The 22,191-nt window shown below is 44.6% G+C and carries 17 protein-coding genes; 9 read left to right on the top strand and 8 right to left on the bottom strand.

Translation table 11 applies throughout. The features are described 5' to 3' along the window. Nucleotides 1-156: 156 nt before the first annotated feature. The 3 genes from AB6F11_RS04490 to AB6F11_RS04480 all read left to right on the top strand — a co-directional run bounded on the left by AB6F11_RS04490 (nt 157) and on the right by AB6F11_RS04480 (nt 2,730). The gene (locus tag AB6F11_RS04490) at nt 157-900 is read left to right on the top strand and encodes a 5-oxoprolinase subunit PxpA (protein ID WP_017060084.1); all 744 of its coding nucleotides are present in this window, start codon (nt 157-159) and stop codon (nt 898-900) included. Between the two features lie 134 nt (nt 901-1,034). Continuing rightward, a complete protein-coding gene (locus tag AB6F11_RS04485) occupies nt 1,035-1,787 on the top strand; it encodes an allophanate hydrolase subunit 1 (protein WP_017060083.1) in 753 nt (250 codons plus the stop codon). Then, nucleotides 1,780-2,730, top strand: coding sequence for a biotin-dependent carboxyltransferase family protein (locus AB6F11_RS04480; RefSeq protein WP_104216048.1), 951 nt, complete (start codon nt 1,780-1,782; stop codon nt 2,728-2,730). Before AB6F11_RS04485 ends, AB6F11_RS04480 begins: the two co-directional genes overlap by 8 nt. Nucleotides 2,731-2,910: 180 nt before the next feature. Here AB6F11_RS04480 and AB6F11_RS04475 read toward each other — a convergent pair whose 3' ends face one another. From AB6F11_RS04475 to AB6F11_RS04465, 3 genes are all read right to left on the bottom strand, one after another. Beyond that, a complete protein-coding gene (locus AB6F11_RS04475) occupies nt 2,911-4,365 on the bottom strand; it encodes an FAD-dependent oxidoreductase (RefSeq protein ID WP_017060081.1) in 1,455 nt (484 codons plus the stop codon). A gap of 531 nt (nt 4,366-4,896) precedes the next feature. Then, a complete protein-coding gene (locus AB6F11_RS04470) occupies nt 4,897-7,335 on the bottom strand; it encodes an ABC transporter permease (protein ID WP_104216049.1) in 2,439 nt (812 codons plus the stop codon). A gap of 1 nt (nt 7,336) precedes the next feature. Next, nucleotides 7,337-8,011, bottom strand: coding sequence for an ABC transporter ATP-binding protein (locus AB6F11_RS04465; protein WP_004730959.1), 675 nt, complete (start codon nt 8,009-8,011; stop codon nt 7,337-7,339). Here AB6F11_RS04465 and AB6F11_RS04460 point away from each other — a divergent pair. The 5 genes from AB6F11_RS04460 (at nt 8,010) to mrdA (ending at nt 16,052) form a co-directional block, all read left to right on the top strand. Next, nucleotides 8,010-8,633 (top strand): arylesterase, encoded by a 624-nt coding sequence (locus AB6F11_RS04460; protein ID WP_017069908.1) that lies wholly within the window; start codon nt 8,010-8,012, stop codon nt 8,631-8,633. The genes AB6F11_RS04465 and AB6F11_RS04460 overlap by 2 nt on opposite strands. An 81-nt stretch (nt 8,634-8,714) precedes the next feature. Beyond that, nucleotides 8,715-9,914: an enoyl-ACP reductase FabV gene (gene fabV, locus AB6F11_RS04455; protein ID WP_017067782.1), complete on the top strand. Its 1,200-nt coding sequence runs from the start codon at nt 8,715-8,717 to the stop codon at nt 9,912-9,914. 179 nt (nt 9,915-10,093) lie between these two features. Continuing rightward, complete coding sequence (locus tag AB6F11_RS04450; protein ID WP_104216050.1) at nt 10,094-12,001, top strand: EAL domain-containing protein; 1,908 nt, start codon at nt 10,094-10,096, stop codon at nt 11,999-12,001. A gap of 120 nt (nt 12,002-12,121) precedes the next feature. Further along, nucleotides 12,122-13,777 (top strand): ABC-ATPase domain-containing protein, encoded by a 1,656-nt coding sequence (locus AB6F11_RS04445; RefSeq protein WP_017060076.1) that lies wholly within the window; start codon nt 12,122-12,124, stop codon nt 13,775-13,777. A 376-nt stretch (nt 13,778-14,153) separates the two neighbouring features. Next, nucleotides 14,154-16,052 (top strand): penicillin-binding protein 2, encoded by a 1,899-nt coding sequence (gene mrdA, locus AB6F11_RS04440; protein ID WP_104216051.1) that lies wholly within the window; start codon nt 14,154-14,156, stop codon nt 16,050-16,052. Between the two features lie 145 nt (nt 16,053-16,197). On the opposite strand, the gene AB6F11_RS04435 is transcribed toward mrdA, so the two are convergent. The 5 genes from AB6F11_RS04435 to phnD all read right to left on the bottom strand — a co-directional run bounded on the left by AB6F11_RS04435 (nt 16,198) and on the right by phnD (nt 20,935). Next, entirely contained in the window at nt 16,198-16,818 is a 621-nt protein-coding gene (locus AB6F11_RS04435; RefSeq protein WP_029235437.1) for a DNA-J related domain-containing protein, read from the bottom strand. A 506-nt stretch (nt 16,819-17,324) separates the two neighbouring features. Continuing rightward, the gene (gene phnE / locus AB6F11_RS04430; RefSeq protein ID WP_170962351.1) at nt 17,325-18,155 is read right to left on the bottom strand and encodes a phosphonate ABC transporter, permease protein PhnE; all 831 of its coding nucleotides are present in this window, start codon (nt 18,153-18,155) and stop codon (nt 17,325-17,327) included. Nucleotides 18,156-18,165: 10 nt separating this feature from the next. Further along, the gene (gene phnE / locus AB6F11_RS04425) at nt 18,166-19,020 is read right to left on the bottom strand and encodes a phosphonate ABC transporter, permease protein PhnE (protein WP_240698126.1); all 855 of its coding nucleotides are present in this window, start codon (nt 19,018-19,020) and stop codon (nt 18,166-18,168) included. Next, nucleotides 19,017-19,835, bottom strand: coding sequence for a phosphonate ABC transporter ATP-binding protein (gene phnC, locus AB6F11_RS04420; RefSeq protein WP_102320520.1), 819 nt, complete (start codon nt 19,833-19,835; stop codon nt 19,017-19,019). Before phnC ends, phnE (AB6F11_RS04425) begins: the two co-directional genes overlap by 4 nt. A gap of 143 nt (nt 19,836-19,978) precedes the next feature. Continuing rightward, nucleotides 19,979-20,935, bottom strand: coding sequence for a phosphate/phosphite/phosphonate ABC transporter substrate-binding protein (phnD, locus tag AB6F11_RS04415; RefSeq protein WP_048607068.1), 957 nt, complete (start codon nt 20,933-20,935; stop codon nt 19,979-19,981). Between the two features lie 265 nt (nt 20,936-21,200). Between phnD and AB6F11_RS04410 the strand changes: the two genes are divergently transcribed. Continuing rightward, complete coding sequence (locus AB6F11_RS04410; RefSeq protein WP_017069949.1) at nt 21,201-21,920, top strand: FadR/GntR family transcriptional regulator; 720 nt, start codon at nt 21,201-21,203, stop codon at nt 21,918-21,920. Nucleotides 21,921-22,191: the final 271 nt, after the last annotated feature.

The following is a 22,191-nucleotide window of genomic DNA, read 5'->3' as shown; positions in this document are numbered from 1 at the left end:
TACAGATAGATATTAATCCTTTAATCAATAGTTCAACTATATATGAAATGCCATACTGGTAAATCTACGGTGTCGAAAGTTTGAGTTAGGTCACTGTTTATTTATGGTATTTATAAGACCGTCATTACTTACCTCAACGTAAAGGATTAGCACCACGTGACAACGAAGATTTTGCTTAATTGCGACATGGGAGAAAGTTTCGGCAATTGGAAGATGGGCGATGACGAGTCGGTCATGGAATGGGTCGATATGGCAAACATCGCTTGTGGCTTCCACGCGTCTGATCCGCACGTTATGTCCAAGACGATAAAACTGGCGCAGCACTATCACACCCAAATTGGTGCTCATCCCGGTTATCAAGATCTCGTTGGTTTTGGTCGCCGTTCTATTCCACACACCATGGACGAAATCAGTGAGCTGGTTTGCTATCAAGTCGGTGCATTACAAGCCCTTTGCCGCTATCACCATACCACTGTTGGCTATGTGAAACCTCATGGCGCTCTTTATAACGATATGATGGCAAACATTGATGTGTTCAATGCGGTAGCCCAAGCCGTCGCTGAGTTTAACATCCCGTTGATGATTCTCTCTTCATCAGACAATCAACAGTATTTGGATATTGCTGACGACCATGACTTGCCTCTCTTGTTTGAAGCGTTTGCCGACCGTGCTTATTTAAATAACGGACAATTAGCGCCACGTACTCAAAAAGGCTCGGTTTACGTCAATCAAGACGATATCTATAACCAAGTTATGCAAATCATTAACTATGGCTCGGTTACGACTTTAGAGGGCGAAAGACTGCCTATTGAAGCCGATACTATCTGTGTTCATGGTGATAACCCTCAATCCATCGCATTAATTAGAAAAATCAGACAAGACCTCAACGCTTTTAATTAGTATGAAGCGTGTGATTGGTATGACGCATGGTCTAATCGCTCGTGAGATCTAATTGATTTGTATTGGCTTGGACACGGAAGTGAGACACGCCAAGTAAGCTAAAAAAGGCAAGATAACAAACGTATGGAAACGAAATGACGACGAATCAGATTGAATTCAATATAGCGCCAGTCGCGGAATGCAGCGTTTTGGTGACCTTGACGCTATCGCCTTCAAATAATCAATCTAGCGCCGAATATGCGCAATACATAGCTCACTTTTCCGATGCCATTCGCCAAAACTTAGCATCGGTGTTGATGAATGTGACACCGGCTTACCAAACAATATTGGTCGATTACCTCCCTTATCGAATATCAGAACAGCAGCTCATTGAACAGCTCAATAATTTGTTGAGTCATGCTCTGTCGTCCTTTTCTAGTGTTAGTAAAACTCGCGATACGATTGAGCTTCCTGCCTATTACTCACCAGAAACGGCGCTCGATTTAGACCGATATCAAAACAAAGGCCTGTCGCTCGACCAGATAATTCAACATCACACCTCACAGACATACAGCGTCAGTGCGATTGGGTTTACGCCTGGCTTTGCCTTTATGTCGGATGTGGTTAATGAGCTTGCCTTGCCCCGTCACTCCACACCCCGCTTAATTGTGCCCAAAGGCAGTATCGCCATCGCGGATACGAAAACAGCTGTGTACCCTTCGGATTCACCGGGCGGTTGGAATATTATTGGCAATTGCCCACTTCCGTTGTTCGATCATAGCCAGTTGAAGAACGCCGATATCACGCAAAGACCACTGTCTCTGCTTAATGTTGGTGATACCGTCCGTTTCATAGCGATTTCAAAAAAAGAATTTGTAGAGTTGGGTGGAGGCATCGTAAATGGCTAAGACAAAAACTAAACCAACACTGACAGTGATTAAGCCCGGCCCGTTGAGTTTGATTCAAGACTTTGGGCGATTTGGTGTTGCTCATCTTGGATTAACGCAAGGTGGACCGGTTGATGACTACTCTTATAGCTGGGCTAACCATCTATTGGGCAACCCAGTCAACCAAGCGGCGTTGGAAATCACGCTTGGGCAATGTGCGTTGAGAATCGATTTTGATTGCGAGATGGCACTATGCGGGGGTGATTTACAAGCGAAACTCGATGGTAAACCACAGGCTAACTGGAGCACTTTTCAAGCTTTTAAGGGGCAAGTTCTCTCATTTGGTTTGCCTAAAAATGGTCTAAGGGCGTATTTAGCCATTAAGGGCGGTTTCGATGTTCCATCAGCTCTTGATAGCTGCTCTACAGTCACTCGTGAAAAGATTGGTGGATTAACGCAAGATGGAGAGCCATGCCAACAAGGGCAACAAATAGCTTTTACCCAGCACCAACTATCACATTCATTTAAAGCGGCAAGTGTTACCTTCCGATACACGCCTGATTACAATCTACCCGTGAACCTACGAGTGATTGAAGGCTATCAAAGCGAGCTATTCTCCGAGTCAGCAAAAGAGACTTTGTATAACGCGCAGTATCACGTTGACCAAAACTCAAATCGGATGGGTTATCGACTCAGTGGCGAACCCGTCGACTCGCCTGACATTTCGCTATTGTCAGAAGGCATTGCCTTAGGTGCGATTCAAATTCCACAAGATGGACAGCCTATCGTGCTGCTTAATGATAGACAGACCATAGGTGGTTATCCGAAGATAGGATGTGTCGCCAGAATCGATTTACCACGCTTGGCGCAAGCAAAACCTGGACATGCGATATCGTTCAGCAAGGGCGATCGCTTGGGCTTACAAGATGTTTGGTGCCAATGGGCTCAGTTTTTCGGCTATTAGTTTTTGCGATGTGTTATGTGCTAAATGCTATGTAGCTGAGAATAATCAACTAGGAAGATGTCATTTAGATGAGGTTCGGTATCTAAGCAGATGTTGAAATGAAGATTCGGCTTACCTATTACAGTAAGCCGAATTGAAGAAATTAAACGCAGTCGATGATGATAGACTAATTATAGGCTATTAAGCGTGATCTTGACCTGACACCTTGGCAAGCGCTTCTGGGTATCCACGTTCTTGTGTCAAATCTATCGCTCTGTTTTCAATATCATTTAGATTAAGTGACATTGTCACTGAGTGTGTGTCTTCAATAGATGCCGCCTCTGATACATCAAACCATTGCTCAGCGACCTTTTGTGCCGCTTCTAATGTTGAAGAAGCTTTTACTACTTCAAGTCGAGCATAGCGATCCCCACAGAATGAAACGTCTGAAGCTCTTAAGCTTGGATCGGTTCCCGGAATCTGTTGTGCACCAAACAAAGGTTTACCACCGACCAATGCAGAACTGAAACTTGGGATGAACTGAGACATATGCGTTATTGCCGCGCGAGTTCTTAATTCAAGCTGATCTTCACTCCAACCCGATACGATTTTCTTAAGCAGCTTCGAAGGCAACTGTGGCTGTGACGAGTCTGTTGACGATGAAACAAGCCCACCCTCAAACAGAGTAATCCCTTCTGTCATGCCGTGAAGTTGGAACACACCATCAGCATACGGCGTTAATTGCGCCATGCCTTGCGGTGTGCCTCTCGGGCCATGGAAGATAACTTCTGGCCACTCTTCCTTACATTCTTGCGAATATGGCCACTCTGTAACGTATGCAGCTTTAAACTCAACAAGTCTTTGCTGCTTAGAGCCAACAAAGTCATCTACGATACCCGTTTCAAACCCACTCGCATTAATCAAGTAATCGGTCGTTAGTTGGCAGCTTTGGTTTTCGGCATCGGTATAAGTCAAAGACCAACCTTGACCTGTCGACTCAACAGATTGTAATCGGCTGTTGGTTAACACAGTACAGTTAGCTTGTTGCCCCAAAGAGAGTTGAGCGGTCGCAGAAAGTCGGAATACGCTCCAGCCATACTCTTGGACCATCGCAACAGGATACTTTAGGGTCTCTAAATCCGTATGCTTGGCGAAAGGAATACACCAATCATCAAGCGATGTTGGTTTCAGAGGCTGTGTTTTCGCAGAAAGTGCTAATAAATCTTCTTTGCTGTACAGCTTATAATACTCTTCCGGATCACCGAGCACTTGGTTGCTTTTATCTTGTTTAACAAGATCGGCATAAGCGCTTTTGATTATCTTGAGACGAGGAAGCAGATCCAACGGCTCTCCACCATCACTGTGCGGAACGGCGATGATTGTCGGACGAATATTGATCGTATGAGGGAATAAGCGGACGGTATCAATTGACTGTGTGAGCAATTGAAGACACTGCTCTACAGAAATATCTCGATACAAATTGCCGCCAGCGTGCAGGTGGCAAATTGGTGGACCATTAACCAAACTCGGCCCTTTTTCTAAGATAGTGACCTTAAAACCCAACTCACTAAAGTGAATCGCGCTCGTTGTTCCGGCAATACCACCACCAACAATGGCAATAGAAGGTTGATTTGTATCCGTTTTGTTGTGGTTCATCGTGTTCTGTAGAATAAGATTAACTGCCTCTATTCTACTTTTGTTCTGCGATGAATTAAAACACATTTTTATCAAGGTCTTAGATAGGCGGGATTTAATATCTATGTAAAAAACATAAATAATCTCTTGACTCAATAACTCCAGATAGGGTTTTAAAGGTTATTCTAACAGTCAAATTTGTCCTAAGTGACGCCACATAAAGGCTGCCTCAGTACTCTTAAAACATAGCGGTTAACTTATCCCTAAAGTTATCCACCGTTTTTGTGGATAACTGTTGATAACGTTCTTGCTAAGTTGCGCAAACCCTTTGTTTACAGGGACTAACCGCTGTTCATTAAATCGGCATTATTGGGTAATTAGTTTTAAAAAATGCTAAAAACAGTGGAATCTAAGGTGCGATATTTTTTCTTATGCTACCGGTTGGTTAAATAAAAAACGGTCTAAAGCGACGTATTATAAATAGTGCATGACTAAGTATAAATAATCTCACTTTTAGACCGTTTTAAGCGCTTGGCTAGATCTCGCTAACGACTAGCCAAAATCCTTGTTTACTGGTGCCAACAAACGTTTGATTAAGCTATTCACTACCGCGGCTAATGTGATGAACGTTAGCACCGGTAGCGCTATCCACAACATCGGGTGAAGTGAAGGTTGTAACTCAAAACCAAAGTTCATCACTCCTGCCACGCTGAGCTCAGAACCAAGGGCTGCAATTGAGCCTGCGACTAACGCCATTAAACCGTACTCACACCAAATAGTATTGAGAATTCGCTTCTTACTCGCGCCTAATGTTCGATACAAGCGTATCTCTTGTTGTCTTTGAGATAAGCTCAATCGCAATAGAGTGAAGATAAGCAACAGCCCCGCCACCACACCTAACGCCGCAAGTACGGTAATCGACCAAACAATCTGCTTAAGCAACTCTTGGATCTTGCTACCCATCTTACGAATATCCATCAAACTCACGGTTGGATGATTTCGAGAGAGTTCGTTGAGCATCTGATTGTGTTGTTCTTCTAATCTGAAGCTCACTAGCCAAGTAGAAGGGATTGAACTCAAGACATCTGGAGTAAAAATGAAGTAGAAGTTCGGCTTCATTTCTCGCCACTCGACTTTGCGGATGCTATTCACCTTGGCAGAAACATTCTGGCTGTTGATTGTGAATGACAGCTCATCGCCAATCTTTAGATCCAGTTGCTCCGCGACATCCGATTCTACAGATACGCCATGCTCTTGTGTCCAGTTACCTTCTAATACTTCATTGTACTTAGGTAAGCTATCTCCCCAAGTGAAGTTGATCTCGCGACTTAGTGCATCTGTTTCTTCAGAGGTCTCGCTGTATTTCGCCGCCTCAATGCCGTTAATGGTTGTGAGCCTTCCTCGTATAATTGGAAACGCTTGAGTACGCTCTACTTCGTTTGCATCAATCGTCTCGAGATAACTGTCTTTCTCATAGCTCGCAATATTCAGCGCAAACGCATTAGGTGCGTTCTCGGGCAAGGTTTGCTGCCAATCCGACAATAAGTCACTTCTCACTAGCCATATGATCGATAGCAGCATCAAAGACAGCGCTAGAGAACCAAATTGAATCCCTGTTGCTAATGGTGTGCGATTAATTCGGCTCAATGCCAAACGCATAGATGTCGACGTCGGCAGCTTACCGACCAAACGCAGAACAAGCGTGCTCACAATCGCAAGCACTAAGAACAGGCAAGCGATACCCGCTAGAACTATCCATACCAACAGGTTATCGCCGTACATCAGCATCATTGGAATAATAGGCACCAGCAACAACAGGTATTTCTTGTAGCTTTCATTGGACTGATGACTTGATTGAATCACGCTGATTGCCGAGGTGTTTACCAAGCCAATTAACGGAATACCAAGAGCAGGCACACCAATGAGGATGCTTGATAAAATCGCCAAAATGACAGGTTCAATACCATAGCTAGGAAGTGGTGTTGGCAACAAATCACCTAAAGGTATACGAAGTAGAAACTCTAAGCCGACCCCTATTGTAATTCCAAGTACAGCGCCGATGACCACTAACAGAGACACCTGTACAAACAACCATTTAATGATCCATTGCTTACTCGCACCCAAACTTTTAAGCATCGCAATGGTTTTACGGCGACTCGCAACATAATGCTGGCACGTAAGTACCAAAGTGGTCGCAGCCATTATCACAACGATAGCCACAGTTAACGAAAGATATTGAGTCGTGCTTTCGAACATGTCGTTAGTACGGCTCGCAGAATCTTGCGTGCGCCAGCGATCGCTCGGTGTCAATTCTACGCTGTCTTGCGCGGCTTTCAGTTTTGTATCATCACCGTTTAGAAACAGCCTAAAGCTTACACGACTGCCCGGTTGAATCGCTCCAGTGGCCTCGATATCGCTGGTATGAATTAGCACAGCAGGCATTTGTTGGAATGGGTTAAAGCTCAAACCTGGCTCTTGGGTGATGCGCCCTGTTATCGTTAAATCGGCATCGCCAATAGTGACATTGTCACCAATTTCAACCTCAAGCTGTGCAAATATACGCTCGTCTAACCAAAGTTCACCTGGCTCAACATGGTTACTTGATGCTTTATCTGCACCCTCTAAGATCATTTCACCGCGTAATGGGTAATTACTTTCAACTGCTTTTACCGTCACTAACTGCATTGAGTTATCACTGAATGCCATGGTTGAAAAACGAGTCAACTGAGATCTTTCTAATTGTTCAACTTGAGTGAGGTCTAACAAGGATTGCGGAACTGGGTTTGCTGAGATAAACACGATATCGGCAGTAAGCGCATCTTTGCCCTGCTTAACAATTACCTGCTCCATACGTTCGGCCAACGCCGACAATGCAAATACACAAGCAATAATAAGCGTTAAAGCGATTGAAACTGGCCAAAGCTGACCGTGTCGAATCTCTTCGATACTCCATGAAAACAGGCGTTTATTCAGTCCGTTTGATGAATTCAATTTAGACTTCCTCTATCTGACCGACATGCATCTTGAGTGTTCTTTGGCAACGTTGTGCAAGCTTAGGATCGTGTGTCACCAACACTAACGTTGTGCCGTGGGATGAGTTCAATTCAAACAACAACTCGACAATTTTGGCAGCAGTTTGTTGGTCTAGGTTGCCTGTGGGTTCATCGGCAAAAAGAATTTTTGGCTTAATCATAAATGCGCGCGCCAACGCGACCCTTTGTTGTTCACCACCCGATAGCTGCGACGGCAAATGATCAAGCCTGTCTTTCAAGCCTACTGATTCAAGCAGAGCAGTCGCGCGTTCGATGTCTTCGTCTTCTCCCTTTAACAAACAAGGTAACGTGACATTTTGCAGCGCAGAAAGACTTGGAATTAACAAGAAGCTTTGAAATACAAACCCAACCGATTCACTGCGAATCTTAGCCCTTGCCTCATCATCAAGCTGTGAAAGTGGCTGTCCTAATAAACTGATTTCGCCTTTCGTTGGTACATCAAGACCAGCTAACAGCGTCATTAGGGTCGATTTACCCGCACCAGACGTGCCTACGATCGCGACCGTTTCGCCTTCACGAATATCGATATCAACGTGCTCTAGGATTGTTAAATGTTCTTGATTAGTAGACACTGTCTTGGAAACAGCTTCTGCTTTAATGATGGATGTATGCATGACTCGACTAATTTCCTTTTTATTTTTTATTTTATTTTCAACCGCTTCTTTAGCTCAAGGCTCTGCGTCAGCTCAAGATTCAAAGTTATTGGTACTTGGCGATAGTTTGAGTGCTGGTTACAACATGGATATCAAACAGAGTTGGCCAAGTTTGTTGCCAGACGCGCTAGCAAAACATGATAAAGCGGTTACCGTGGTTAACGGGAGTATTTCTGGTGATACAACGGGCAATGGTTTAGCCCGCCTACCACAATTGCTTGAAGAACATGCTCCAGACACCGTTCTTATCGAACTTGGTGCGAATGATGGACTTCGTGGTTTCCCACCTAAGCTGATGTCTGCAAATCTTGAGCAGATCATTGAGCAGATAAAAGCTGCGGGCGCCAAACCTATAATGATGCAGATTAAAATCCCACCAAATTACGGAAAGCGTTACAACCAGCAGTTTGAATACGTTTTTGCAGCGCTTGCTGATCAACAAAACGTGCCACTTTTGCCGTTTTTCCTAGAGCATATCATCCTCAAACCTGAGTGGATGATGAACGATGGACTGCATCCAAAACCAGAAGCTCAACCTTGGATTGCTGAATTCGTCGCCGAAGAATTATATCAGTATCTTTAAGTTTTAATGGTCTAGCTCAATAAATTTTACACAGCTTTACGTTAGCCTGAGTGCATATCACCGTTAACTGTAAGGTTATTTATGCTGATCGAACCTGTTATCAAGGGTGTGGTAGCCAAAAGCGCTCACCCTCTTGGCTGTCAAGAAGCCGTAAAGCAACAAATCAAGTTTGTTAAGAGTGCGCCGCAAATCAAAGATGGCCCTAAACGAGTACTGATTATCGGCGCTTCCTCAGGCTTTGGCCTTGCCGCTCGTATTGCCCTTACCTTTGGCGGCGCAAAAGCTGACACTATCGGCGTCTCATTCGAGCGCGGTCCAAACGAAAAATCCCTAGGTAGTGCTGGTTGGTACAACAACATCTACTTCAAAAAAGAAGCCGAACGAGAGCAACGCACTGCTATCAACATCGTTGGCGACGCATTTTCGCAAGAAACACGCTCACAAGTTGTCGAAGCCATTGAAACCTACTTCGAAGGTGAAGTGGATCTGATTATCTATAGCTTAGCTGCAGGCGTTCGTCCTAAACCAGATTCCGATGAGTTTTGGCGCTCTGCCATCAAACCTATTGGTGAAAGCGTAACTGGCGCAACCATTTCTCTGGAACACGACAACTGGGTCACCAACACGCTTGAAGCCGCGACGGAAGAAGAAGCCGAAAGCACACTCAAAGTGATGGGAGGCGAAGATTGGGAACAATGGATAGATGAGCTCATCAACGCAGAATCTATTGCTCCGGGTTGTAAGACAATCGCGTTTTCTTATGTGGGTCCAGAAGTCACACATCCTATCTATTTAGACGGTACATTGGGACGCGCTAAGATCGACCTTCACCAAACCAGCCACGCTCTTAATCTAGAGTTAGCTAACTTTGATGGCAACGCTTACGCGGCGGTATGTAAAGCCCTAGTCACTAAAGCGAGCGTTTTCATCCCTGGATTAAGCCCTTACTTACTTGCTTTGTATAAGGTGATGAAAGAGAAAGAGACCCACGAAGGTTGTATCCAACAAATGCAGCGTCTGTTTGGCAGTAAACTTTATGGTCAATCCAAAGTACCACTTGATGGTGAGCGATTGATCCGTATGGATGATTGGGAATTAGACCCAGAAACCCAAGCGCACGTAACTGAACTGCTAGAAAAGATGGACGAAAATAACTTCCAAACCTTAGGGGATTACCAAGGGTTTAAAGAAGAATTTCTACAATTAAATGGGTTTGCTCAACCATCGGTAGATTATAGCCAGAAACTTAATACAGAAGATTTTATAAAGTTAAAGCCTTAATCTAAAATTATCTCATTACTGAGACCCGGATTCACATTTGAAAACCTCTGCATAATTGCGGAGGTTTTTTCGTGCAACATTTCTTATACTTAGTTAACGTAAGATTCACAGTTTTCTTTGGTTCATCATAATTAACACAGGATGTGTTGATGCATTTAGCATAATTGACTCGGAGTCATATGAAGAAAATAAAAACTCTCGATTTAGATATCCCAGACGATATGGAGCACGGTTGGCAGAATATTGTCGACCTCTTAGCTCAAATTACTCAAGTGCCCGCAGCACTAATCATGCGTGTTCACGCCAATTACATTGAAGTTTTTTCAACCAGTCGTAGCGAGAACAACCCATACAAAAAAGGTGATTCTGAAACGCTGGGGAATGGGCTGTACTGCGAAACAGTGATGGAAACTCAACGACAGCTTCTTGTGCCTAACGCGCTTGCCGATCCTAAGTGGGACAACAACCCAGACATCAAACTCGGCTTAGTCTCCTATTGTGGTATTCCATTACTTTGGCCTAACGGTGAACTGTTTGGCACCATTTGTATCTTGGACTCGAAAGAGAATCACTACACCCCTACTTATATCAAACTGTTAGAGAGCTTTCGGACTTCGATTGAATCTCAGCTTAAAACCCTATTCCAACACGCCAAGCTTACCCAAATGAATCGCGACCTAAAAAACCGCGTTTACAATCGCACTAAAGATCTCGCGAGCCTTAATTACTCGTTGAATCAAGAAATTGATAAACGAAAAGCGGCTGAACAGAAGATTAACTTCCAAAAGAATCACGACCTCGGCACCGGCTTTTTAAACCGAAACGCATTTGAATCTCGCTTAAACCACAAGCTACTGTCACAGAGAAGGCTGACAGACAGCTCATTTGCAGTCGTTCATATTGGTTTTACCAACGGTAGACGCATACAAGCACGCTACGGCTATAACGCGTTAGACCAAGTGCTTGTTGAATACCGAAAACGCATCGACTGTATTTCTGATATCGATGTATTAACTGCACGCCCTACTTCGGTTGACCTCGTATTGGCGTTTAGCGTTAAAGATTTACACCATCGCCTTGAAGAACTTTGCCAGACGCTCGTTAAAGTTGGTCATTCAGAATTCGACATCGAAAGTGACAAAGTGCATTTGCACGCGTTTATTGGGATTGCAATTACGAACGACGAAGATGACGCGGAAAGCATTCTGCAGAAATCTTCTGAAGCGATGTTAGCCTGCAAAGATTCAGGACAAAAGTTCGCTTACTACTCTCAATCCCATACCGAAGAACAAACTCACATTAATAAGATCGAAGGCTATTTGCTTCAAGCCGTTCGTAATGATGACCTTATGCTCTACTTTCAACCCAAAGTTAGCCCGTTGACGCATCGCTGGGTCGGTGCTGAAGCTTTGCTTCGTTGGCGACATCCTGTTTTGGGTGATATCTCTAACGAAACCCTGATCCACATGGCTGAACAAAACGGTTTGATTTTCGAAGTGGGCAGCTTTGTTTTACGCAATGCGATTGAAAAAGCCAAAGAGTGGTCCGAATACGTTGAAGATTTCAAGATGGCTGTGAATGTGTCTGCAATTCAACTCAAGAACGTACACTTTGCGGAACAAGTGGTTCACCTACTCGAAACCTATCATTTAGAGCCTCGTTTCTTAGAACTTGAAGTTACGGAGAGTGGACTGATAGCAGATGAAGTGGTTGCCAAGAATACCTTGGGATCTTTGCACGATATTGGCGTTACATTGTCACTAGATGACTTCGGTACGGGCTACGCCTCCTTCAGTTATCTGAAGAAGTTCCCATTCGACACCATTAAGATTGATAAGAGCTTTATCGACCAAATGCTCAACTCACACGAAGACTCGGAAATTGTTCGTTCTATTGTCCAAATTGCCAAAAAGCTCGACTTAAAAGTGACGATTGAAGGCATAGAAACGGAGGTTCAGGAGCAATTTATTATTAACGAAGGCTGCGATGTGGGCCAAGGTTACCTTTACGGAAGACCAATGCCGAGCCAAGAATTCGAACACAGCTTAATCAATCAAAACTATTTGGGGACAACTCGTTACGCTTAAAGCGAAAAAGAGCAGTTAGTTTTGGATTTAGGCCTACTTTCTCTTTACTCTAAAGGTGGTGATTTTTATAATCGCCGCCTTTCTGTTTTTATCTTTCCCCTTATATAGGCATTCCTCGTTATGGATCAGTTGACTGCAAAGCTTAAAAAGCTCGAAAAACAAAACTACCGTGCATATCAACAAATTAAAGGTCAATACGACTTTGCTGATTTTGAATTACACATCGACCACATCCAAGGTGACCCATACGCGTCAGCTTCTCGTTTTCGTGCAACGCGCGCGTGGTCTTTGACCGGGTTAGATTGGCTGAAAGAAAAATCTTACGAATACCAAGTAGCCGCTCGTGACTTTATCGCACGTAGCTTCTCTGAGTTCGCGAAACAAGAGTCGACCGTTTCTATCGCGCTGACGGGTCAAACCGTATTAGACAACACAGCTGTTGTATTCACAGACCACGGCATCGAAATTCGTTTCCGTATTAATTTACCAGCTGATGGTCGTAGCATTCTTGCTAAGAAAGCGAACAACATCATCACTTTCTACTTACCGAAGTTTATTCGTCGCGCGACGCTTGAGCGTGAGTTAAACATCGATGCAATGATCAAACATTGTGAAACGATTGAAGACCAAGAAGCACTGCGTGCTCAATTGGATGAAAACAACCTAGCCGCTTTCGTTGCAAACGGCAGTGTGTTACCTCGTATCGCGGGTAACTGCGACCTTCCAATGAAAGACGCGGTACCTTTCGCGGCTCCAGAATCATTGAGTGTTACGTTAAATACTCCAAACCAAGGTGACGTGACCGGCCTAGGCATTCCAAAAGGCATTACGCTGATCGTTGGTGGTGGTTTCCATGGTAAATCGACACTGTTGAACGCCGTTGAACGTTCTATCTACAACCATATTCCTGGTGACGGTCGCGAAGGCATTGTAACTGCGATTGATACGATGAAGATCCGCGCTGAAGATGGTCGATGTGTGCACAGCTTGAACCTGTCAAACTACATCAACCATTTACCAATGCAGAAAGACACATCTGACTTCAGCACACAAGATGCGTCAGGTTCTACGTCTCAAGCGGCTTGGTTACAAGAATCGATTGAAGCCGGCGTTCAAACTCTACTTATCGATGAAGATACGTCAGCGACTAACTTCATGATTCGTGACGAGCGTATGCAAGCGCTAGTGTCAAAAGGCGATGAGCCAATCACACCACTTGTCGACCGCATTGGTCAGCTTCGTGAAGAGATGGATATCTCTACCATTGTTGTAATGGGTGGCTCTGGTGATTACCTAGATGTCGCGAACACTGTGATTCAAATGCACGACTACCAAGCGGTAGATGTGACTGAAAAAGCAAAAGACGTGATTGCTCAGCACCCTACTCAGCGTACTAACGAATGTGAAACTGCTTTAGAAACGTTTGTACCGCGTTCATTGAACCGTGCTTCACTGATGAACATTCTGACTGACGGTAAATTCCGTGTTAATGCTAAAGGCAAAGAGTCACTGCGTTTTGGTAAAGAGTTTGCAGACCTTTCTGCGCTTGAGCAATTAGAATCACCGTCTGAAGTGAATGCGATCGGTTGGGCTTGGTTCCAATTCGCACAAACTCCAGGTTGGTCAAACAACCCTGCTAAAGAGTTTAACGCTATTTTAGAAAACGAATGGCACGCTAACATGCCTAACTACGGTGACCTAGCGAAACCAAGAACGTTAGATGTGATGGCTGCTCTGAACCGTATGCGTAAATCTCAGTTCAAGCCTTCGAACTGATTTCGTTGAATATCGGATTTATTGTGCTTCTAGGTTTTTGAAGTTTTAATCTTCTAATTTACTAAAGCTTCTAAGCCACTAAATAAGCAAATTAACCTTCTACGGCTCTCATTCTGAGGGCCGTAAATTTATCTAACCTCTTTTGACCTAACCTCTAGTGTCGTCAAAACTCTTGAACTTTATAAATTCATAAAACCAATCTTTACATCAATTACTTATCATCTTTTGTAATGAGAAAATTAAAGGCACTGTTTACCGCCATCTAATGCTGTCGATCCCTCAAAACATGACACAGCTTTTACAAAACCCTAGTGATATTCAGATAAAGTCCCGATTCGACAAGTGTAACCAAATGTAACAGACCCTTGAGGCTTCAATGAATCATAAACGCGTTAAGATGCGTGACCATAAAATCGAAGTGAACCTATTCAAAAACCGCGTAATCGTCGCGTTTTGTGGGATCTTGATGTTCACTCTTGTCTTAGTCGGCAATCTATACCGACTTCAAGTTGAAAATTTTAAAAGCTATCAAACTCGTGCCGATGGCAACAGAATCAAAGTATTACCTATCGCCCCTACTCGTGGACTTATTTACGACCGTAACGGCGTGTTGCTTGCAGAGAACAAGCTTGTCTTTGATCTAACCATGATTCCTGAGCAAAACGATGATGTCGATGCAATGCTCACCAAGCTAGACAAATATGTCCCCCGTGATGCAGAGCAGATCGCTCGTTTCAAAAAACGCTATCACAACACCCGCCGTTTTAAATCTGTGACTATTCTAGAGAACTTAACGGAGGAAGAGATCGCCAAGTTCTCCGTGCACCAGTACCAGTTCCCCGGCTTATCTATCGATACCAGCTTAAAGCGTTTTTACCCGAATGGTGAGGTGCTTACCCATGTTCTTGGTTACGTGGCGCACATCAATGATAGCGATCTCAGAAAGCTTGAAGAACAAGGGATAGAAGCGAATTATCAAGCTACAACAATCATAGGAAAACTGGGTGTTGAACGTTATTACGAAGATATTCTGCACGGCACCAAAGGTTATCAAGAAGTCGAAGTAAACAGCCGTGGGCGAATAGTCCGAACCATTGAGTACGTGCCGCCAGTAGCTGGTAAAGATATCGTGTTAAATATTGACCTTGAGCTGCAAAAATACGTCTTTGAGCAACTTGATCACCGAACTGGAAGCGCGGTTATTCTCGATCCGAAAGACAACAGCGTGTTGGCGATGGCATCAAGCCCGAGTTACGACCCTAACCTATTTGTCGACGGCATTTCGAGTAAGAACTACCAACGTTTATTGAATGATCCGGCTCACCCGTTGGTTAACCGCACCACTCTAGGCGTTTATCCTCCTGCCTCAACCGTTAAACCATTTATGGCTGTGGCAGGACTGCAAGAACATGTCATCTCTGAAGATACCATCCGTAACGACCATGGCGTTTGGAGAATTCCTGGCTCTAAACGAAACTCTAAATCGTGGCGTGACTGGAAACGTTGGGGTCACGGACCTGTCGATGTCACTCAAGCCATTGAAGAGTCGGTAGATTCATTCTTCTATCAAACCGCTTTCGATTTGGGTATTGACCGAATTTCAAGTTGGATGAACCGATTTGGATTTGGTGAACCGACAGGCATTGATATCTATGAAGAAAGTACCGCCAACATGCCGACTCGAGAATGGAAGATGATGCGTTATCGCACCCCTTGGTATCAGGGTGACACAGTTCCGATTGGTATTGGCCAAGGTTATTGGACATCGACACCTATGCAACTTGCTAAAGCAACGTCAGTATTGGTTAATCATGGTAAGGTGATGCCACCTCATATCTTAAGAGCCACCTTAGATCATGGTGAAGATTTCAGTACACAACAACTTGTCGAACCGGAGCCAATGCCCTCAATCACCGAAGTGCCGGATAGAATTTGGGATGTACCAATCAACGCGATGCGACTCGTGAACCACGGAAGTAGAGGCAGCGGCAGACGTGCATTTAAGGGAACTGACTATACGAGCGGCGGAAAATCAGGAACTGCACAAGTCTTTGATCTTGCGAAAGATCAGGTCTACAACTCGAAGAAACTCGCTAGGCATTTACTTGACCACGCGCTTTACACGGCTTTCGCACCGTATGAACACCCTGAATATGTCGCAACTGTGGTCATTGAACACGGTAACGGTGGCTCAAAAGTTGGTGCGCCTTATATCCGTAAAGTACTCGACTATGCCTTTGAACATAAAAGTGGTGAGAGCAAAGATCACTCCTAACACCAATAACTTAAGTCGCTACAGCACATAACGTAGTTACCCAAAACATAACGTAATAACGACAAAGCCCCACTTGTGTCACTCACAATGTGGGGCTTTCTGTTTTAGGGTTCTAAGCAATTAGACAGCTAAAAATGCCTGTCGATTATGAGCTTCTTAATACATGCCATGCTTCACAGAGCGTCTGAAATTTTGCGGTGTTGCCTTCGTCTCTGTCCGGATGCCATCTCAATGCCAGTTGTCGCCAACGTTTTCTAATTTCATGGTGTGTCGCGTCTAAAGGTAACTCAAACAGGTTCAATGCTCGACTTCGATCCATATCGAGTTCATCACCACCCACATACTTTCTATACCGAGTCCAAAATTCGTTCAACAGCCTTTTGACTTCACCTTCATCCGCTTCATAGTTAACCCAATTAATGTAGTATTCTCGAAGTGGGTCTTGATGATCGATGCTGTGACTGCTTCCGTGATAACGACCATTCATCAATTCGATGTCCATCGCTTGGACTTGGAGCCAACCATCTGGGTGTAAGGTTTCTTGAAGCTGATAAAGCGCATTCATGATAAGGAAGTTCTTTTTAAACAACTCTTTCTCAGGCACAGCATCCAACACTGGCACAAACCCAAGATCGTTCAGATGAGCTGCCAATGTGTGTACTTTCCATCCGCTTGGCTTTTGCTTAAGCACTTCCATTATCGGCCAAAGCAATGGGTTTTCCATATGGCAATGAAAGTTTGCTCTCACATCTTGATAATTCGACATAGTTGACTCAGTTAGCTTCTCTGAATTAATGGATTTCTAGAACTGTGGATACTATAAGTAACCTGTTTCGCATCCGTTGCGTATCTTCTTTAATTGAAAGCGATTTTCTAAGATTTGTCGAGCTTAAGGACAAACAACTTTCTAACGTTTGGCTTAAAGGCACCTTTTATCGTCAAAACTGAGTACCATTTCGTTGAATACAACCATTAGGGCGTGTTGACCTTTCGCGGTTAAATTTTGTTCGAGATAAAAGCGTTTTAATCGCGGCGAGGGAGAAGTAGCCTAGTCATTCTAAGCAAATCTCCCTCAACAAAGAGTAAAACGCTTTTAGCCGAACCCTTCGGGCAGCGTTTGCTGGTCATTTCTACTACGTTATCGGCTTCTCATGTAGGCTAGCTACACATCGAAGCCTCTGTCTTGTATAAATACCCAGCAACTCGCTGCAAAAATCAGCTCGAAAGGTCAACACGCCCTAAATAACCGTCTATTTGACGTTGTTTTAGTATTTAGATAAGGGCTTTTCTTGCTTTGGCTGCCACCCATTCGGAGAAGATGACCGTCACTAGAATCGCACAGAAAATCACAGTCACTTGAGGCCATGCCAGCATTGCCATCGATTCTTGCAGTTTTAAGCCGATACCGCCAGCGCCCACCAAACCTAAGACGGTAGACTCTCGAATATTGATGTCCCAACGGAACAAGCTCGTGCCGATGAAACTTGGCATTACTTGCGGAAGAATGCCGTAGTTCAAGACTTGCAGTGGAGATGCCCCCGTCGATTCAATCGCTGACATCTGCGTGACGTTTACTTCTTCAATCGCTTCGTACATCAACTTAGCCACGAAGCCAATCGAGCGTAGCGCAATCGCGATAATACCGGCCAGTAACCCTGGGCCGATGATAGCCACTAACAGGAGTGCCCAAATTAATGAGTTGATTGAACGACTTGCCGCAATGATGAACAGTGCGATAGGCCTGATAAACGTTGTGCTTGGCGTTGTGTTGCGTGCGGCTAAGAATGCAACTGGAAATGCCAGTACGATTCCTAACAGTGTGCCAATTGTTGCGATGTTAATGGTGTCCCACAAAGGGCTCCAAAGTGACTCTAAGTAGCTCCATCTTGGTGGCCACATACGTGACGAAATATCAGCAAGTTGATTCGGTGAGTCAGTCACAAAGTACCAAATCGTGTCCTTGTTCATGACTTGCCATGCAAAAACCGTTAGCGCAACAAAGCAAAGCCAGCCAAGCCAAAGCATAAGGCTCTGTTTACTGTCGTAACGCTGCCATTGGGTACGATTCATGGCGCTTGTAGAGGTGTCATTTAGCGTGCTCATTGGTCGTTCCTTACTGCACATGCTTGCGGATAATGGTCGATAGGTATTCACACAACATCACAATCACAATAATAATCAATAGAATAGCGGCCGCTGCGCTGTATTCGTAACGGTCCATTGCGGTGTTCAATGTAGCACCGATACCCCCTGCGCCAACAATGCCAATTACCGCTGACTCTCGGAAGTTGATGTCGAGTCGGTACATCGAAAGCCCGATAAAGCGTGGCATTACCTGCGCTTGAATCGCATAGTTCACTTGTTGTAACCAACTTGCGCCAGTTGCGCGCATTGCGGTGAGTGGTGCTGGGTCGATGGCTTCAATTTCATCGGCAAACAATTTCGCGAGAAAGCCGATGGTTGCGAAGGTCAGCGTGACAAAACCCGCAAACGTACCAAAGCCAAACAGAGCCACACACAGAATCGCAACGATGATCTCTTGTAAGCTACGAGCGATCGAAATAAACGCACGGCAGAATAGATAAACGGGAGTAGGGGCAAGGTTTTTGGCTGCGCCTAATCCGAATGGGATTGAAAGAAGGACACCCGCCACGGTTGATGTCAGGGTCATGGTTAAACTCTCAATCAAACCTTGTGAGATGTTGTTCCATCGGCCACCAAAATCTGGGTTCATGAAAGCCAAAATGAACTGCCAGCCGCGTTCGCTGCCTTCGTAAATTCGAGTCCAGTTGACGTGTACCGATTGAGTCGCAAGGTACAAGTAAACCGCGACAATGATGATTAAGCTCCAGCGTAACCATGGGCTAGAAATCAGTGGCGGCTTTGTCCACTGTGTCGGGTATTGTTTGGAATTCTGTTTTCCTGACTTTAAATGCTGCTGAACTTGATTTGGATATGGTTGAGTCATATTGTTGCCTCAGACAGGCGAGGACTTGTGATGATGAGGTCATCGGCCTCTTCTTCTGCTTGTTGACTCCAGTCTTCTTCACCGTAGATTTGCGTTAAAACATATTCAGTGAGCAGGTTTGGTTTGTCATCAAATACGACACAACCTGCATTTAAGCCGACAACACGGTCAACAAACTGCTTTGCTAATTGAACATCGTGAATATTGATGATGGCAGGGAGCTGTTGCTCTGAACAAATCTCACTGATCAGTCGCATGATTTGGCGCGCTGTACGTGGATCAAGTGCGGCCGTTGGTTCATCAATCAACAGTAATTTCGGTTTCTGAGCAAGTGCACGTGCAATACCAACACGTTGACGCTGACCACCCGACAGAGCATCGGCCCTTTTATTGGCGTGTTCTAACAATCCAACACGGTCGAGTAGCGCATAAGCGGCTTGGATATCCGATTCAGGGAAACGGCGAGTAAAGCTTTGCCAGAAATTCACGTAACCCAAACGTCCTGAAAGTACGTTTTCCATCACCGTCAAACGCTCAATCAGCGCGTACTCTTGGAAAATCATCCCGATTTCACGGCGTGATTGTCTCAGTTGTCGCTTAGACAGCGTTTCTAGATTGGTATTGGAAAAGATCACTTCGCCGCTGGTGGGTTCGGTGAGCCGATTAATACAACGGATAAGCGTTGATTTACCCGCACCAGATGGACCAATTAAACCAACCACTTCACCGGCATTGACCGACAAGCTAACGTTGGTAAGGGCTTTATCAGAACTGGAGTAGTGCTTGGTAAGCCCTTTAAGGGTAAGAGTAGACATAGAATTCCTATAAGAGCGGTGTACTAAGAGTTCGCCTGAGACAGGCATGGAAAGTAAACCGGAAAGAGTGGTGAATAACTGCAGGCGATTACACCTGCAGTTAGTTTTATCGGTGTGTGATTGGCTTTTTAGTTCGGTTGAACTTAGCTACACGTGTAAGAGACTTTGTTTGCCGTATCGATAGTGCGGATCACTTCCCAGTGCTCTTTGTAAGTAATAGGAACGAACTGCGCTTCGCCGTTACGTTCAAATTCTTCTTGAAGCTTTGTGCCTTCCCAATCGAAAGTGAAGAACGCTTTTTGAATCTTCTCTTGCAGCTCTGGCGTCAGGTTGTGCGCTGTGCCGTAAGCGGTAGTCGGGAAGGTTTGAGATTTGTAGATGCTCTTGATTTGGTCTTCTTTCACAACATCGCGTGAAAGCATGCGGTTCAATACTGAGTTAGCAACTGCTGCAGCATCGTAATCTTTGTGCGCCACACCCAAAATAGAGTTGTCGTGTGCGCCAGAGAATGCTGGTTTGAAATCTCGGTCAGGTTGAAGTTGGTATTCAGCGTCCAAAATCGCAGAAGGTGCTTTGAAGCCAGAGTTAGACGTTTGTGATGTGAACGCTAGGTTCTTATCTTTTAGGTCTTCCACTTTCTCAATGCCAGAACCAGGGTAAGTGATGATTTCCATTTCGTAACCGAAAGAGCCATCTTCTGCAGCCATCATTGTGAATGGGGCAAAGCCTGCACAGTTAACCGCCAGTGGTGTAGAACCTGTGTTGAAACCTGCGATATGTAGGCGACCTGAACGCATTGCTTCAATTTGAGCTGCGTTATTTTGAACAGGGAAGAAACGAACCGTCTTTTCCGTTGTTTTTTCAAGGTGGCTCAAAAACTCGCTCCACACATCAGCGTATACTGCAGGATCTTCAACTGGCGTATAAGCAAAAATTAGCGTGTTTGGGTCAACCCATTGTGATTCATCTTGAGGAACATCAGCAACCAAGTTGCCAGAGCGATCTTCGTATCGTGTATCCATTGCTAATGCAGAACCAGAAAAAATCAGCGCAGCAGTAATAGCGCTCTTAAGCGTGAGATTTGTTTTTGTCGGTTTCATTATGTCAGTCCAATTGAGTGATTTGTTGGAAGGAAGTATAGGAATCGAGGATGACAGAACCGATGCCTTTTGATGACGGATTTATGAATGGTGTAACATAATGTTTCTAGCGGTATGGAGTTAGATGCTTTATAAGTGTTTGATTCATTGAGTAAATTAATAGGGCACGACTCGTTGCTAATTTACTCAATTGGCGCTAGGTTGAAATCCTGTTATAGTGATCCTTAAATAATACATAAACATAACATATAAAATAAGTGAACTTATGGTTAGCACTTTTAATTCAATCTCGGGCTCGAAGCGCAGCCTGCACGTGCAAGTAGCGCGTGAAATCGCTCGTGGAATCTTGTCTGGTGAACTGCCACAAGGTTCTATTATTCCTGGTGAAATGGCGCTGTGTGAACAGTTTGGTATCAGCCGTACGGCACTTCGTGAAGCAGTTAAACTACTGACTTCTAAAGGCCTGTTAGAGTCCCGCCCGAAAATCGGTACTCGTGTAGTGGATCGCGCATACTGGAACTTTCTTGATCCTCAACTGATTGAATGGATGGATGGTCTAACCGACATAGACCAATTCTGTTCTCAGTTTTTAGGCCTTCGCCGTGCGATTGAACCTGAAGCGTGTGCATTAGCTGCAAAATTTGCGACTGCTGAGCAACGTATTGAGCTTTCAGAGATCTTCCAGAAGATGGTAGAAGTGGATGCTGCTGAAGTATTTGACCAAGAAAGTTGGACAAACATCGACATTCGTTTCCACAGCTTGATCTTCAATGCAACAGGTAACGATTTCTACCTGCCATTCGGCAATATTCTGACGACCATGTTCGTTAACTTCATCGTGCACTCTTCTGAAGAGGGCAGCACATGTATCAATGAACACCGTAGAATCTATGAAGCGATTATGGCTGGCGACAGTGAAAAAGCTCGTACAATGTCAGCGGCTCACTTGCAAGATGCTAACCACCGTTTAGCCACTGCAAGCTAAACACGGTTTTCAACTTCATTTGAACCAGTCAAAAAGGTATGCCAAGTGCATGCTTTTTTGTTTTTAGAAAGCGTGTTGCACCATGTGTGGCACTGTTTTGGTTCACCCTCGCTTAACTCCTTCTTAAGTCAGTTCTTTCTTGTATACGCCTAGCGGTCGTTCTCTTTACCATCAAAATAAAAATAATATTACGCTCGATATTCGTTTTTAGACACTCGAGCGGGGGGGGGGGGGGGGGGGGGGGGGGGGGGGGGGGGGGGGGGGGGGGGGG

The organism is Vibrio sp. 10N.247.311.14 (assembly GCF_041467715.1).
Classification (GTDB): domain Bacteria; phylum Pseudomonadota; class Gammaproteobacteria; order Enterobacterales; family Vibrionaceae; genus Vibrio; species Vibrio crassostreae_C.
Note: the sequence above shows the minus strand (reverse complement) of the source record. Positions and strands in the feature narration are given on the sequence as shown.